The sequence below is a fragment of the Mesorhizobium sp. AR07 genome (genome assembly GCF_024746815.1).
Classification (GTDB): Bacteria; Pseudomonadota; Alphaproteobacteria; order Rhizobiales; family Rhizobiaceae; genus Mesorhizobium.
On sequence record NZ_CP080525.1, the window covers coordinates 4197853 to 4211619 of the forward strand.

Genomic DNA, 13767 nt, shown 5'->3' on the forward strand with positions numbered 1-13767 from the left:
CAATGGCCAGCACTGCCCCTTTCGCCAAGATGAACGGCATCGGCAACGAGATCATCGTTGCCGACATGCGCAGCCGTGCCGATCGGGTGACGCCGGCGGCGGCAATCGCCCTCAACGCCGATGCCGCGACCAGCTTCGACCAGATCATGGCGATCCACGACGCCAGGACGCCGGGCACCGCCTTTTTCATCGACATCTTGAATTCCGACGGCTCCAAGGCGCAGGCCTGCGGCAACGGCATGCGCTGCGTCGTTCAGGCGCTGGCCGCCGAGACCGGCCAGAAGACCTTCACCTTCGAGACCGTCGCCGGCATTCTCAACGCGCGCGAACATGCCGACGGGTCGATTTCCGTCGACATGGGCATGCCGCGTTTCGGCTGGCAGGACATTCCGCTGGCCGAGGAATTCCACGATACCCGGATGATTGAATTGCAGATCGGACCGATCGACGCGCCGGTGCTGCACTCGCCCTCGGTCGTCTCGATGGGCAACCCGCACGCCATCTTCTGGGTCGACCGCGACGTCTGGTCCTACGAGCTCGACCGCTTCGGCCCGCTGCTCGAAAACCACCCGATGTTTCCCGAACGTGCCAACATCACCCTTGCCCAGGTCACTTCGCCGCAGACCATGGTCATCCGCACCTGGGAGCGCGGCGCCGGCCTGACCAAGGCCTGCGGCTCGGCCGCATGCGCATCGGTGGTGGCAGCGGCCCGCACCAACCGGACCGGCCGCAGCGTCAGCCTGATGACACCCGGCGGCGGCACGCTGCATGTCGAATGGCTGGATAACGACCACGTCATCCTCACCGGTGCCGCCGAATGGGAATTTTCCGGCAGCTTCGATCCGTCGACCGGCATTTGGGCCCGCGACACCGAAAGCGCGGCCTGATGGCGTCCCAGGGTATCGATGTCGTCACCTTCGGCTGCCGGCTGAACACCTATGAGTCCGAAGTGATGCGGCGCGAGGCGGAAAACGCCGGCCTCGGCGCGCTGGAAGGCGGCGCCGTGATCTTCAACACCTGCGCCGTCACCGGCGAGGCGGTGCGTCAGGCGAAGCAGGCGATCCGCAAGGCGCGCCGCGACAACCCACTGGCCCGCATCATCGTCACCGGCTGCGCCGCGCAGACCGAGCCACAGAACTTCGCCGCGATGGACGAGGTCGATCTCGTGCTCGGCAATGAGGAGAAGCTGAAGGCGAACTCCTATCGCGCGCTGCCGGATTTCGGCGTCAACGACACCGAAAAGGCGCGCGTCAACGACATTTTTTCGGTGCGCGAGACCGCCGGCCACATGGTCGATACCATCGAGGGCCGGGCGCGCGCTTTCGTCCAGGTGCAGAACGGCTGCGACCACCGCTGCACCTTCTGCATCATCCCTTACGGTCGCGGCAATTCGCGCTCGGTGCCGATGGGCGCCGTCGTCGAGCAGGTCAGGCGGCTTGCCGGAAACGGCTATGCCGAGATCGTGCTGACCGGCGTCGACATGACCAGTTTCGGCGCCGACCTGCCGGCCGCCCCGAAGCTCGGCAAGCTTGTAAAGACCATCCTCAGGCAGGTGCCCGATGTGAAGCGCCTGCGGCTGTCGTCGATCGATTCGATCGAGGCCGATGACGATCTGCTCGACGCCATCGCCACCGAGCCGCGGCTGATGCCGCATCTGCATCTGTCGCTGCAATCGGGCGACGACATGATCCTGAAGCGGATGAAGCGCCGGCATCTGCGCGATCAGTCGATCCGCTTCTGCGAGGACGTGCGCAAATTGCGCCCCGGCATCGTCTTCGGCGCCGACATCATCGCCGGCTTCCCGACCGAGACCGACGAAATGTTCGAGAATTCCGAAAAGATCGTCGAGGAGTGCGGGCTGACCCATCTTCATGTCTTTCCGTTCAGCCCACGTGAAGGCACGCCCGCCGCGCGCATGCCGCAGGTCCGGCACGAGCTGGTCAAGCAGCGCGCCGCCAGGCTGCGCGCCGCCGGCGAGGCTGCGTACCGGCGCCATCTGTCGTCGCTCTCGGGCACACGTCAGTCGATCCTGATCGAGCGCGACGGTTTTGGCCGCACCGAAGGTTTCACGCTTGCCGCACTCGGCGCGGGCGTGCCGGGTGAGATCGTCGAAGCTGATATCACCGGCCACGATGGTATCAGGCTGATCGCGGCGCCCTTTGCCGCCTGCGCGGCCTGAGAAACCCAAAGCATGGCTGGTTTTTTCAAGAAGATATTTTCGTTCGGCAAGAAAGAGGTGGTCGAGGAGCGCATCGACGAGACCGCCCCGCTGCCGCCGATCAAATGGGAAGCGCTCGATGCGCTGAAACCGGCGGCCGAACAGGTCGTTCCGGAATTTCTGAAGCGCGATGAGCCGCGGCCCGAGGCGGAAATTGTACCTGCGCCGGCAGTAGCGCCGGAACTGGCGCCGACGCCCCACCCTCCCCTTGATGGGGAGGGTCGACGCGAAGCGGCGGGGTGGGGTGACAGCGCCAGCGCCAGTCACCCCCACCCCCGAGCTGCGCTCGGGACCTCCCCCATCGAGGGGGAGGTAAAGTCTGCGCCAGAGGCGCCGAGGCCACAGCCAACGCCTTCGATTCCGCCCGCACCGGAGCCGACCGTCCCTGCCGAGCCGGAAATTCAGCCTGAACCCGCCCCTGTCGAAGAGCCGCGGCCGGTTGAACCGGCAGCGCCTGTTGAGGAGCCGACGCCCGAGGAAGTCCCGGCTGCGCCTGTAGTGCCAGAGCCTGCGCCGCAGGAAATTCCTGAGCCGGGGCGGCCGGAGGTCGTCCCGGCTCAGCCGGAGAAGCAGCCTGAACCGGCCCCCGTTGAAGTTCCGGCGCCGCCGGTAGAGGCTCCGTCGACAATTCCGACTGCTACCAAGCTTCCCTCCTCGGAGGTTGGTGCCGCCCCTCATCCGCCTGCCGGCACCTTCTCCCCGTATAGGGACGGGGAGAAGGGAGCCGATCACGACGCCGCGCCTCCTCTTGCAGACATCGAAGAAGAAGCCGCAACGCTGACGCCCCCCTCTCCCCGTCCCCTACGGGGGTCCGAAGGACGGGCGAGACCCGTGGCTCGCCCCGGAACGGGTAAGGGTGAGGGGCAGCGCGAGCCTGCGCAAGATTCAGCACCATCGGCCGAAGTCACGCCAGCGCCCCACCCTCCTATCGAGGGGGAGGGTGGCCACGGAGTGGCGGGGCGGGGTGGCAGCGCCGGCGCTGGTCACCCCCACCCCCGAGCTGCGCTCGGGACCTCCCCCATCGAGGGGGAGGTAAGGCCAGCCCCCGGCAAGGTGACCGTCACCAAGAAAGTCGAGCAGAAGGCCGAACCGGTGAAAGCGCCGGAGCCGGCGCCTCGACGCTCCTGGTTCCAGCGCATGAGGGACGGGCTTGCCCGTTCGTCGCGCGAACTCACCGGCAACATTGCCGGCGTCTTCACCAAGCGTAAGCTCGACGAGGAGACCCTCCAGGATCTGGAAGACGTGCTGATCCGCGCCGATCTCGGCATGGAAACCGCCCTGCGCGTCACCGATGCGCTGGCTTCCAGCCGTTACGGCAAGGATGTCTCCGACGCGGAAGTGCGCGCCATCATGGCGGCCGAGGTGGAGAAGGTGCTCAGCCACGTCGCCATGCCGCTGGAGCTCGATCTCTCTCACAAGCCGCATGTCATCCTGGTGGTCGGCGTCAACGGCACCGGCAAGACCACCACCATCGGCAAGCTGGCGGCCAAGCTGACCGATGGCGGCCTGTCGGTGATGTTAGCTGCCGGCGACACGTTCCGCGCCGCGGCCATCGAGCAATTGAAGATCTGGGGCGAGCGGACGAAATCGCCCGTCATCGCCTCCAAGATCGGCGCCGATGCCGCAGGCCTCGCCTATGACGCCTTCGAGAAGGCCAAGGAAGCCGGCTCCGACGTGCTGATCATCGACACCGCCGGGCGCCTGCAGAACAAGACCGAACTGATGGCCGAGCTCGAGAAGATCGTCCGCGTGCTCGGCAAGCTCGACCCGGAGGCGCCGCACACCGTGCTGCAGACGGTCGACGCCACCACCGGCCAGAACGCGCTCAACCAGGTAGAGATCTTCCGCAATGTCGCCGGCGTCAACGGCCTGGTGATGACCAAGCTGGACGGCACGGCGCGCGGCGGTATTCTGGTGGCGATCGCGGCAAAGCACAAATTGCCGGTCTATTTCATCGGCGTCGGCGAACAGGTCGACGACCTCGAACCTTTTTCAGCAAGCGAATTCGCCAGGGCGATCGCTGGAGTTGCCTAGCAAGCATATCCCAAAAAGCTGCAGACTTTTTGGATCAGCCTATGCGTAAGAAAGAAAGTCCATGAACCCACCCATTCTCGAACGCGATCCGTCCGACCCGCAAAAAGAGAAGAAAGAAAGCGTCAATCCGCTGCTCAAACTGGTGCTGGAGCTGGGGCCGTTGATGGTGTTCTTCTTCGCCAATGCGCGCGGCGAGTGGCTGGTGCGGAAATTCCCCGTTCTGGCCGAATTCGGCGGCCCGATCTTCGTCGCCACCGGCCTGTTCATGGCCGCCACCGCCATCGCGCTGATCGCCTCATGGCTGCTGATGCGCACCTTGCCGATCATGCCGATGGTATCGGGCGTCGTCGTCTTCATCTTCGGCGCGCTGACGCTCTATCTGCAGGACGACATCTTCATCAAGATGAAGCCGACCATCGTCAACACGCTGTTCGGCGGCGTGCTGCTCGGCGGCCTCTATTTCGGCAGGTCGCTGCTCGGCTATGTCTTCGATTCCGCCTTCAGCCTCGACGCCGAAGGCTGGCGCAAGCTGACCTTCCGCTGGGGCCTGTTCTTCCTGTTCCTGGCCCTTGCCAACGAAGTTGTGTGGCGGAATTTTTCCACCGACGCCTGGGTTACCTTCAAGGTCTGGGGCATCATGCCGATCACGCTTCTGTTCACCTTCAGCCAGATGCCGCTGATCCTGCGCCATTCGCTCGACGACAAGACCGGGAAAGAAGAGAAGGCCGGGAAATAGGGAGAGGGCCATGCAATTCGTCACCACGCGCGACGAACTGAGGACGATCTACAAGACGCCGCGCCCGACCGACGGCTCGATCCGCAAGGAATTGAAGGCGCTCGACGGCCACTGCCGCTCCTTCATCGGCAAGAGCCCATTCGTGCTGATCGGCTCGTCCGATGGCGCCGGCAATGCCGACGTGACGCCAAAGGGCGACAAGCCCGGCTTCGCCGCCGTGCTCGACGACAGCACCATCGCCATCCCCGACCGGCCCGGCAACAACCGGCTCGATACGCTGGAGAACATCCTCGTAAATCCCTCGGTCGGCCTGCTGTTCCTCATTCCCGGCATGAACGAGACGCTGCGCGTCAATGGCGACGCCCGCATCACCGTCGACGCGACCTTGCGCGAACGGCTCGCCGTCGACGGCAAGGAACCGCAAAGCGTCGTCGTGGTCACCGTCAAGGCCGCCTACATGCATTGCGCCAAAGCCTTCATGCGCTCGGATCTGTGGAAGCCGGACACCTGGTACGACCGCGCGACGCTGCCGACGCTCGGCCAGATCCTGCGCGACCAGCTGGCGCTCGCCGATTCGGTCGAGGCAACCGACCGCTGGCTGGACGACGGCTACAAGCAGACCATGTGGTAGGCTTTCGGGACCACGATTCGTCCCGACTGGTTCCATGCCTTGCTGAACATCCTTGCCATCTCCGGCAGCCTGCGCGCCGCCTCCACCAATTCCGCGCTGATCGCTGCATTGGCGCGCAACGCCCCACCCGGCTGTCGCGTCGCTGTCCATGACCGGCTTGGCCGCCTGCCGATCTTCAATCCTGACGACGAGGGCGAGCGGACGCCGCAGGAAGCCTCCACGCTGATCGACGCCGTCACTCAAGCCGACGGCGTCATCATCTCCTGTCCGGAATATGCCCATGGCGTGCCGGGCGGGCTGAAGAACGCGCTCGACTGGCTTGTCTCGCGCGACGCCGCCGTCGCGAAGCCCGCCATGCTGGTGCACGCCTCGCCGCGCTCGCTGTTTGCCCGCGCCGCATTGGTCGAGATCATGCGCACCATGTCGTTCGCGCTTTGCGAAGATGTGCTGGAGATCGCGCTGCTCGGCAAGAAACCGCCGGAGGTGGAGACCATCCTGGCTGAGCCGGAGAGCCAGTTGGCGATGTGCGGCGCGCTGTCCGCCTTCGCGGACTTCATTCGCTTGCGTTGAGCGGCGGCCACTATGCCTTCGTCGGCCAAGGGCAGGGCGCCGGCGGTCCTTCGCGCCCCCCCTGTCCTGCCGGACATCTCCCCCACAAGGAGGGAGATTGGCTGTCACCCCCGCCTTCGCCAATCTGCAACGTTGAAAGAAAAAGGCCGGACGGCGAAGCTGCCGATCTCCCCCCAAGTGGGGGAGATGCCCGGCAGGGCAGAGGGGGGCGCTGTCCCGCCAACCTGGGTCGAGGAACTACCTCTTGCTTCTCAGCGTCTCGACATCGGTCTTGCCGACATACCAGTCGCGGGCGTTGACCTCCTCGAAAACCACCCAGACGTCGTCATTGCCCAGTCCGGTGGCGTCCATGATGGCCGCCGTGACTTTCTTGGCGATGTCCGCCTTCTTGCCCGCCGGATCGGCGGCGATCACTTCCTTGACGATGCGAATGTTGACGAACGGCATTTTATCCTCCCAGGTTTTTCACGCTCGCGACCGCTTTGACGAAACTGTCTGACAGCCGCCAGCGCTCAAGTCGCAGCCAGTCTCTCAATAAGTCTTGGCGCCATTCACCATCAGCCGCACCATGTAGAGCGACGTGGTGCCGGCGATGTAGAGGCAATTCAGCTTGTTGCCGCCGAACACGCAATTGGCGGTCACTTCCGGCACCTTGACCTTGCCGATCAGCGTCCCGTCCGGATCGTAGCAGTGGATGCCGTCGGCCGCACTGGTCCAGATGCGGCCGTCCTCGTCGAGCCTGAAGCCGTCGAACAGGCCGGCCGTGCAGTCGGCGAAGACTTTTTCGCCCGAAACCTTCTTGCCGCCCTTGCCGACATTGAACACCCGCATATGGGCAGGATCTTGCGCGCCATGCGTGCGGCCGGTGTCGACGACATAGAGCTTGCTCTCGTCGAGCGAGAAGGCAAGGCCGTTGGGCCTGACCATGTCAGTGATGACGGCTTCGACCTCGCCGGTGCCGGGATCGACCCGGTAGACATGACAGGCGCCGATCTCGCTTTCGGCCTTGTCGCCCTCATAGTCGTTGTCGATGCCATAGGAGGGATCGGTGAACCAGATCGAGCCATCCGACTTGACCACCGCATCGTTGGGCGAATTCAGCCGCTTGCCACGCCATTTCGCGGCGATGGTGGTGATCGAGCCGTCATGCTCGGTGCGGCTGACGCGGCGGCCCGAATGCTCGCAGGTGACCAGCCGGCCTTGCCTGTCGACGGTGTTGCCGTTGGAATTGCCCGATGGCTGACGGAAGACGCTGACACGGCCGTCGGTCTCGTCGAAGCGCAGCATGCGGTTGTTGGGGATGTCCGACCAGACGAGATAGCGGCCGGCGGCAAACCAGGCCGGGCCTTCCGCCCATTGGCAGCCGGTGAAGAGCTTGTTCACATGCGCATTCGTGCCGACCAGGCGCGCGAAGCGCGGATCGAGAATTTCGTAGTCTGCGGCGGCCATGGCTTCCCTCCCGGATCAATCAACGCGGCACCGGATCAAGCCAGCCAGCGATCAAGAAGGCAAGATCGATCATGAAATAGCCTGCGGCCTCCAGCAGACGTGATGCCGGTTAAGCCTTCTTAACCCGGGTTAAGCGGGCTTAACCGGCTATGCGCTGCACGCAATGGTGCATTGCAACATCTTCTTTTTGCAATGCACCATTCCTATGTCATGCTTCGTATTGATCAAGGGAGGAATAACCGCCGCGGAAATGCGGCGCCAAAAGGAACCTTGCTATGATCTTCAACGATCTCATGACCCGCGCTCGCACCAGCATAGCCAAGCGCAAGCACTACAACCGTCTCGTCGCCGAAATCGACAGCTTCTCCAGCCGTGACCTGGCCGACATGCGCGCCGACCGCTCGGAAATGCTCTACCAGGTCCACAAGCAGATCTACGGCTGAGCCGAACAGCGTTCGTCATCCTCGGGCCTGACCCGAGGATCCATGCCGCGACATCGAAGCGTCACGGCGGTGGGGAATTCTGATCTGTTCGCCATCCAGCGGTCAGCTATCCTGATCCGCCGCATTCTTTGGCTGATGCCACGGCATGGATCCTAGGGTCTGCGCTCCGCTTCGCGTCGCTACGCCCTAGGATGACGAAGCGCGCTTATTGGCGCGTCTTCGAGTCAGTCGGCGCCGCCAGTGCTTTCTCGATCTGTGGCAACAACAGGCTCTCAACCGACTCGGCCGTCAACGGGCCGACATGCTTGTAGGCGATCTTGCCGTCCTTGCCGATGACGAAGGTTTCCGGCACGCCATAGACACCCCAGTCGATCGCCGTGCGGCCGGCCTCGTCGACACCGATGGCCTGGAACGGATTGCCGAGATCGCCGAGGAAACGCCGGGCGTTTTCGGGCCGGTCCTTGTAGTTCAGCGCCGCCATGGTGAAGCGCTTGTCCTGCGCCAGCGCCAGCAGCACCGGGTGCTCTTCGCGACACGGGGCACACCACGACGCAAAGACGTTGACCAGCGTGACCTTGCCGGCGAAAGCTTTCGAATCGAGCCCCGGCAAATTGCTGCCCTCCAGCGCCGGCAGGTTGGTCTGCGGCGCCGGCAGGCCGATCAAGGCCGACGGCACCTCCGAAACATCGCGCCCCGACAGCAGCTGCGACAGGAACAGTCCAGCCAGGCCGAGGAAGATCAGCAGCGGCAAAAGCACGAACAGGCGGCGAGAGGGTGGTGTCGGCGTTTCCGTCTCTGTGTTCATGGCTTGGCGCCCTTGTCGGAACGACGCCGTACGCCGGCCGCCTCCAGTTCGGCGAGTTCGCGCTTGCGGGCCCGCTGGTCGAGCAGGATCCAGCCGACCAGCCCGGCCAGCACGACGGCGGTGATGCCATAGGCAGCCGCGACGTAAAGGGCGTGCGCGCTCATGCGGCAGGCCCCGCCAAAGTGCCGCTCGCCAAACCGATCATGTCGCCCAATTCGAACATGCCTTCCCTTAGCCTCGCGCCACCGGCTTCGCAATCGGTCGCCGCGCCGCAGCCTTTGACGTCATGCAACAGGGCACCGGCGTCGCTCAATCCGTGCCGTGACGCAGCGCCAGCGCCGCCGCCACCGGCCCCAGCACCGCAAGAAACAAGGTCAGCGCGGCGAGAATGAGGAAGGGTTGCAGGAACGGATCGGGATTGGCCGTCGCGCCATAGCTCGCCGAAACGCCGAAGATCAGCACTGGAATGGTCAGGGGCAGCACCAGCACCGAGATCAGCAGCCCGCCACGCGGCAGCGCCACCGCCACCGCCGCGCCCGCAGCCCCGATGAAGGTGATTGCCGGCGTGCCGACCAGCAGCGTCAGCGCCGTGGCGCCGATGCTGAGCGGCTCCATGTTCATGAACAGGCCGAGCAAGGGGGCCGCGACCACCAGCGGCAGCACGCTTCCCGCCCAGTGCGCCAGGCATTTCGTCAGCACCGTCAGGGCCAGCATATGGCGGTCATTGCCAAGCACCAGCAGGTCGAGCGAGCCGTCCTCGCGATCCGCCTGGAACAGCCGGTCGAGCCCGAGCAGGCAAGACAGCAGCGCACCGATCCACAGGATCGCCGGCCCGATGCGGGCAAGCAGCTTCAGGTCCGGCCCGACGCCGAACGGGATAGTGGCGATGACGGCGAGGAAGAAGATGACGCCAGTCAACGCCCCGCCGCCGGCCCGGATGTTGAGGCGGATGTCGCGCGCGAAGAGGGCTAGCATGGGCGAGGCGCCACAGTAGGTCGAACACCTTCTTTCCGAGGATAGCGTTCCGTCCCACCCCCCTCTGTCCTGCCGGACATCTCCCCCGCAAGGGGGGAGATCCGATGTCACCCCGGGTTTCGCCAATCTTCAAAGTCGCAAGAAAGGCGAATGCAGCGAAACTGCCGATCTCCCCCCTTGCGGGGGAGATGTCCGGCAGGACAGAGGGGGGTGGGCGGGAACGCCGACATTAGCCGATCTCCCCCATCCTCAACTCTTCCGCCCCATCCAACCCCAGCGGCAGATGCGTCGCCGCGACAATGATCCCGCCCTCCCCACAATGCTTCCCCATCAGCCCGGCGAACCTACCCTCCGAAGCCTTGTCCAGCCCCGCCGTCGGCTCATCCAGCAGCCACAATGGCCGATAGCTGACCAAAAGTTTCGCGATCGCCGCCCGGCGGCGTTGCCCGGTCGAGAGATAGCCGAACGGCAAATGGCCGATGCCGCCGAGCCCGACGGTCTCCAGCGCCTCTTCGACGCCGACATGTCCATCGCCGTTGAAGTCGCGCCAGAAGCGCAAATTTTCCGCCACGCTGAGCGCCGGCTTCATCGCGTTCTGATGGCCGAGATAATGACAGGCCGACGCGATCGACGGAAACGCCTCGCCCCCGTCTTCAATCTTCATAACGCCTTCGATCCGCACGCTGCCTTCCGCCACCGGCAGCAGCCCGGCGATGATCCTGAGCAAGGTCGACTTGCCGGCGCCATTCGGCCCGGTGACGACCAGCGCCTGGCCGTCCTGCAGCACAAAGCCGATGCCGGAAAACACCCTGTCACCGCCGCGTTCGCCGCCCAGATTCTCGGCGATCAGCCGCATCCCTCGCCTGCCCTGAAAACCATGTGTCGCGACAGCTGCCGCATCGCACAAATTTGCTTTGCAACTGTCTAGAACTATTCCAGAAAATTCTCTATATGCGGTGCATCCGTGCCAGCGGTCGGCGCGGGATCAGAATTAGCGCCGAACCAGCGCACGCGCCGCCTTGAACGGCTCGGGTTGCTTGGGAACGGACAGCGGAAATGGCCGTACCCGCACCTTTGCGCGTGATTGCATGCCATCGGCGTCCGTTCCCTTTCAGGCTGAACAGACAAGGATCGCACGTGTCAAAATCCCTCGATAGTTTCAATTGCCGCCGCACACTGACCGCGGGTGGCGCCGAGTATGCCTATTTCGATCTCATCGAGGCCGAGAAGAACGGCCTTACCGGCATCGCCCAGCTGCCCTATTCGATGAAAGTGCTGCTGGAGAACCTGCTGCGCAACGAGGACGGCCGCTCCGTCACCAAGGAATCGATCCAGGCGGTTGCCGGCTGGCTGACCGACAAGGGCACCGCCGGCGTCGAGATCGCCTATCGCCCGGCCCGCGTCCTGATGCAGGATTTCACCGGCGTTCCGGCGGTGGTCGACCTCGCAGCGATGCGCGACGCCATGGCCTCGCTCGGCGGCGACCCGCAGAAGATCAATCCCCTGGTGCCGGTTGACCTCGTCATCGACCATTCGGTCATCGTCGACGAGTTCGGCACGCCGATGGCCTTCGCCCGCAATGTCGAGCTCGAATATGAGCGCAACGAGGAACGCTACAAATTCCTCAAATGGGGCCAGCAGGCGTTCCGCAACTTCCGCGTCGTGCCGCCCGGCACCGGCATCTGCCACCAGGTCAATCTCGAATATCTCGGCCAGGTGGTGTGGACCAACACCGAGGACGGCGAAACCACCGCCTATCCCGACACCTGTGTCGGCACCGATTCGCATACCACCATGATCAACGGCCTTGGCGTTCTCGGCTGGGGCGTCGGCGGCATCGAGGCCGAGGCGGCCATGCTCGGCCAGCCCGTCTCCATGCTGTTGCCCGAGGTCATCGGCTTCCGTCTCACCGGCAGGCTGAAGGAAGGCGTCACCGCCACCGACCTGGTGCTCACCGTCACCCAGATGCTGCGCAAGAAGGGCGTCGTCGGCAAGTTCGTCGAATTCTTCGGCCCGGGTCTCTCCAACATGACGCTGGCAGACCGCGCCACCATCGGCAACATGGCGCCCGAATATGGCGCCACCTGCGGCTTCTTCCCGGTCGACAGCGAGACCATCCGCTACCTCACAATGTCCGGCCGCAGCGAGGATCGCATCGCTCTGGTCGAGGCCTATTCCAAGGCGCAAGGCCTGTGGCGCGACACCGGCTCGGCCGACCCGGTGTTCACCGACCTGCTCGAACTCGAGCTCGGCAGCGTCGTGCCGTCGATGGCCGGCCCCAAGCGGCCTGAAGGCCGCGTCGCGCTCGAAGGCATTCCGGAAGGCTTCGCCAAGGCGATGGAGACCGAATACAAGAAGGCCGCCGAGATCCACAAGCGCTATCCCGTAGAAGGCACCAGCCACGATCTCGGCCATGGCGATGTCGTCATCGCCGCCATCACCTCCTGCACCAACACCTCGAACCCGAGCGTGCTGATCGGCGCCGGCCTCTTGGCCCGCAACGCCAACCGCCTCGGTTTGAAGCAGAAGCCGTGGGTCAAGACCTCGCTGGCGCCCGGCAGTCAGGTGGTAGCCGAGTATCTGGAGAAATCCGGCCTGCAGAAGGAGCTCGACCAGATCGGCTTCAACCTGGTCGGCTTCGGCTGCACCACCTGCATCGGCAATTCCGGCCCGCTGCCGGCGCCGATCTCGAAGACCATCAACGACAAGGGTTTGATCGCCGCCGCGGTCCTGTCGGGCAACCGCAACTTCGAAGGCCGCGTCTCGCCCGACGTGCAGGCGAATTATCTGGCGTCACCGCCGCTGGTCGTCGCCCACGCCCTGGCCGGCACCGTCACCAAGGACCTCACGTCGGAGCCACTTGGCGAGGACAAGAACGGCAACCCGGTCTACCTCAGGGATATCTGGCCGAGCTCGGCCGAGATCCAGGAGTTCATCGAGAAGAACGTCACGCGCGAGCTGTTCGCCCGCAAATATGCCGACGTCTTCAAGGGTGACGAACACTGGCAGAAGGTCCAGGCGCCGGAAGGCCAGACCTATGCCTGGGACGACAACTCGACCTATGTGCAGAACCCGCCCTATTTCGCCGGCATGACCACTGGTTTCGGCAAGATCGGCGACATCAAGGGCGCCCGCGTGCTCGGCCTGTTCGGCGACAAGATCACCACCGACCACATCTCGCCGGCGGGTTCGATCAAGGCGGCCTCACCGGCCGGCAAATACCTCACCGATCACGGCGTCGGCGTCGCCGACTTCAACCAGTATGGCACGCGTCGCGGCAACCATGAGGTGATGATGCGCGGCACCTTCGCCAACATCCGCATCCGCAACCACATGCTGGGCGAGAATGGTCGCGAGGGCGGCTACACCATCCACTACCCGTCGAAGGAAGAGGAATCGATCTACGACGCGGCCATGCAATACAAGAAGGAAGGCGTGCCGCTGGTCATCTTCGCCGGCGTCGAATACGGCAACGGCTCGTCGCGCGACTGGGCGGCCAAGGGCACCAATCTGCTCGGCGTCCGCGCCGTCATCGCCCAGTCCTTCGAGCGCATCCATCGCTCGAACCTGGTCGGTATGGGCGTCATCCCCTTCGTCTTCGAGGACGGCACCTCATGGGCCACGCTCAATCTCAGAGGTGACGAGCTGGTCGAGATCGACGGTTTGAGCACCATCAAGCCGCGCCAGACGATGACCGCCAAGGTCACCTATGGCGATGGCACGGTGAAGAACGTGCCGATCATCTGTCGCATCGATACGCTGGACGAGCTCGATTACTTCAAGAACGGCGGCATTTTGCAGTACGTGCTGCGCGATTTGGCGGCATAGGGGGAAGGGAATAGGGGAGTAAGGCAGTAAGGGAGTAGGGGAAGTAAGCATCCTACTGCCCTACTGCCCTACTGCCCT

Annotated in this window: 14 protein-coding genes; 8 read left to right on the forward strand and 6 right to left on the reverse strand. The window is 64.4% G+C overall.

The window, feature by feature from the left end; translation table 11 throughout:
- Window positions 1–2 precede the first annotated feature (2 nt).
- From dapF to BPNPMPFG_RS21405, 6 genes are all read left to right on the forward strand, one after another.
- On the forward strand, window positions 3–887 hold the full coding sequence (dapF, locus tag BPNPMPFG_RS21380; protein WP_258590654.1) for a diaminopimelate epimerase: 885 nt from the start codon (window positions 3–5) through the stop codon (window positions 885–887).
- Window positions 887–2179 (forward strand): tRNA (N(6)-L-threonylcarbamoyladenosine(37)-C(2))-methylthiotransferase MtaB, encoded by a 1293-nt coding sequence (gene mtaB, locus BPNPMPFG_RS21385; protein ID WP_258590655.1) that lies wholly within the window; start codon window positions 887–889, stop codon window positions 2177–2179. The genes dapF and mtaB overlap by 1 nt, the downstream gene beginning before the upstream one ends.
- Before the next feature lie 537 nt (window positions 2180–2716).
- Window positions 2717–4252: a signal recognition particle-docking protein FtsY gene (gene ftsY, locus BPNPMPFG_RS21390; RefSeq protein WP_413776881.1), complete on the forward strand. Its 1536-nt coding sequence runs from the start codon at window positions 2717–2719 to the stop codon at window positions 4250–4252.
- Between the two features lie 61 nt (window positions 4253–4313).
- Complete coding sequence (locus BPNPMPFG_RS21395) at window positions 4314–4988, forward strand: septation protein A (RefSeq protein ID WP_258590657.1); 675 nt, start codon at window positions 4314–4316, stop codon at window positions 4986–4988.
- Window positions 4989–4998: 10 nt separating this feature from the next.
- Window positions 4999–5619, forward strand: a complete 621-nt coding sequence (locus BPNPMPFG_RS21400; RefSeq protein ID WP_258590658.1) for a pyridoxamine 5'-phosphate oxidase family protein — start codon at window positions 4999–5001, stop codon at window positions 5617–5619.
- A gap of 39 nt (window positions 5620–5658) precedes the next feature.
- Window positions 5659–6189 carry an NADPH-dependent FMN reductase gene (locus BPNPMPFG_RS21405; protein WP_258590659.1) on the forward strand — a complete coding sequence of 177 codons (531 nt, stop codon included), beginning with the start codon at window positions 5659–5661 and terminating at the stop codon, window positions 6187–6189.
- A 237-nt stretch (window positions 6190–6426) separates the two neighbouring features.
- On the opposite strand, the gene BPNPMPFG_RS21410 is transcribed toward BPNPMPFG_RS21405, so the two are convergent.
- On the reverse strand, window positions 6427–6636 hold the full coding sequence (locus BPNPMPFG_RS21410) for a tautomerase family protein (RefSeq protein WP_258590660.1): 210 nt from the start codon (window positions 6634–6636) through the stop codon (window positions 6427–6429).
- An 84-nt stretch (window positions 6637–6720) separates the two neighbouring features.
- On the reverse strand, window positions 6721–7638 hold the full coding sequence (locus BPNPMPFG_RS21415) for an SMP-30/gluconolactonase/LRE family protein (RefSeq protein WP_258590661.1): 918 nt from the start codon (window positions 7636–7638) through the stop codon (window positions 6721–6723).
- A 275-nt stretch (window positions 7639–7913) separates the two neighbouring features.
- Between BPNPMPFG_RS21415 and BPNPMPFG_RS21420 the strand changes: the two genes are divergently transcribed.
- Entirely contained in the window at window positions 7914–8081 is a 168-nt protein-coding gene (locus tag BPNPMPFG_RS21420) for a hypothetical protein (protein WP_095083997.1), read from the forward strand.
- Between the two features lie 205 nt (window positions 8082–8286).
- On the opposite strand, the gene BPNPMPFG_RS21425 is transcribed toward BPNPMPFG_RS21420, so the two are convergent.
- The 4 genes from BPNPMPFG_RS21425 to ccmA form a co-directional block, all read right to left on the reverse strand.
- Window positions 8287–8886 (reverse strand): DsbE family thiol:disulfide interchange protein, encoded by a 600-nt coding sequence (locus BPNPMPFG_RS21425; protein ID WP_258590662.1) that lies wholly within the window; start codon window positions 8884–8886, stop codon window positions 8287–8289.
- The gene (gene ccmD, locus BPNPMPFG_RS21430) at window positions 8883–9050 is read right to left on the reverse strand and encodes a heme exporter protein CcmD (protein ID WP_258590663.1); all 168 of its coding nucleotides are present in this window, start codon (window positions 9048–9050) and stop codon (window positions 8883–8885) included. The genes BPNPMPFG_RS21425 and ccmD overlap by 4 nt, the downstream gene beginning before the upstream one ends.
- A gap of 145 nt (window positions 9051–9195) precedes the next feature.
- Entirely contained in the window at window positions 9196–9861 is a 666-nt protein-coding gene (gene ccmB / locus BPNPMPFG_RS21435; protein WP_258590664.1) for a heme exporter protein CcmB, read from the reverse strand.
- A gap of 229 nt (window positions 9862–10090) precedes the next feature.
- Window positions 10091–10717: a heme ABC exporter ATP-binding protein CcmA gene (gene ccmA, locus BPNPMPFG_RS21440; RefSeq protein ID WP_258590665.1), complete on the reverse strand. Its 627-nt coding sequence runs from the start codon at window positions 10715–10717 to the stop codon at window positions 10091–10093.
- Window positions 10718–10998: 281 nt separating this feature from the next.
- Here ccmA and acnA point away from each other — a divergent pair, with 281 nt between their 5' ends.
- Window positions 10999–13689 carry an aconitate hydratase AcnA gene (gene acnA / locus BPNPMPFG_RS21445; RefSeq protein ID WP_258590666.1) on the forward strand — a complete coding sequence of 897 codons (2691 nt, stop codon included), beginning with the start codon at window positions 10999–11001 and terminating at the stop codon, window positions 13687–13689.
- Window positions 13690–13767: the final 78 nt, after the last annotated feature.

Coding starts and splice junctions, on each gene's coding strand:
- ccmA (WP_258590665.1), bottom strand. CDS start 10,717: ATGCGGCTGATCGCCGAGAATCTGGGCGGCGAACGCGGCGGTGACAGG.
- BPNPMPFG_RS21425 (WP_258590662.1), bottom strand. CDS start 8,886: ATGAACACAGAGACGGAAACGCCGACACCACCCTCTCGCCGCCTGTTC.
- ccmB (WP_258590664.1), bottom strand. CDS start 9,861: ATGCTAGCCCTCTTCGCGCGCGACATCCGCCTCAACATCCGGGCCGGC.
- dapF (WP_258590654.1), top strand. CDS start 3: ATGGCCAGCACTGCCCCTTTCGCCAAGATGAACGGCATCGGCAACGAG.
- BPNPMPFG_RS21395 (WP_258590657.1), top strand. CDS start 4,314: ATGAACCCACCCATTCTCGAACGCGATCCGTCCGACCCGCAAAAAGAG.
- BPNPMPFG_RS21420 (WP_095083997.1), top strand. CDS start 7,914: ATGATCTTCAACGATCTCATGACCCGCGCTCGCACCAGCATAGCCAAG.
- BPNPMPFG_RS21410 (WP_258590660.1), bottom strand. CDS start 6,636: ATGCCGTTCGTCAACATTCGCATCGTCAAGGAAGTGATCGCCGCCGAT.
- ccmD (WP_258590663.1), bottom strand. CDS start 9,050: ATGAGCGCGCACGCCCTTTACGTCGCGGCTGCCTATGGCATCACCGCC.
- mtaB (WP_258590655.1), top strand. CDS start 887: ATGGCGTCCCAGGGTATCGATGTCGTCACCTTCGGCTGCCGGCTGAAC.
- BPNPMPFG_RS21415 (WP_258590661.1), bottom strand. CDS start 7,638: ATGGCCGCCGCAGACTACGAAATTCTCGATCCGCGCTTCGCGCGCCTG.
- BPNPMPFG_RS21400 (WP_258590658.1), top strand. CDS start 4,999: ATGCAATTCGTCACCACGCGCGACGAACTGAGGACGATCTACAAGACG.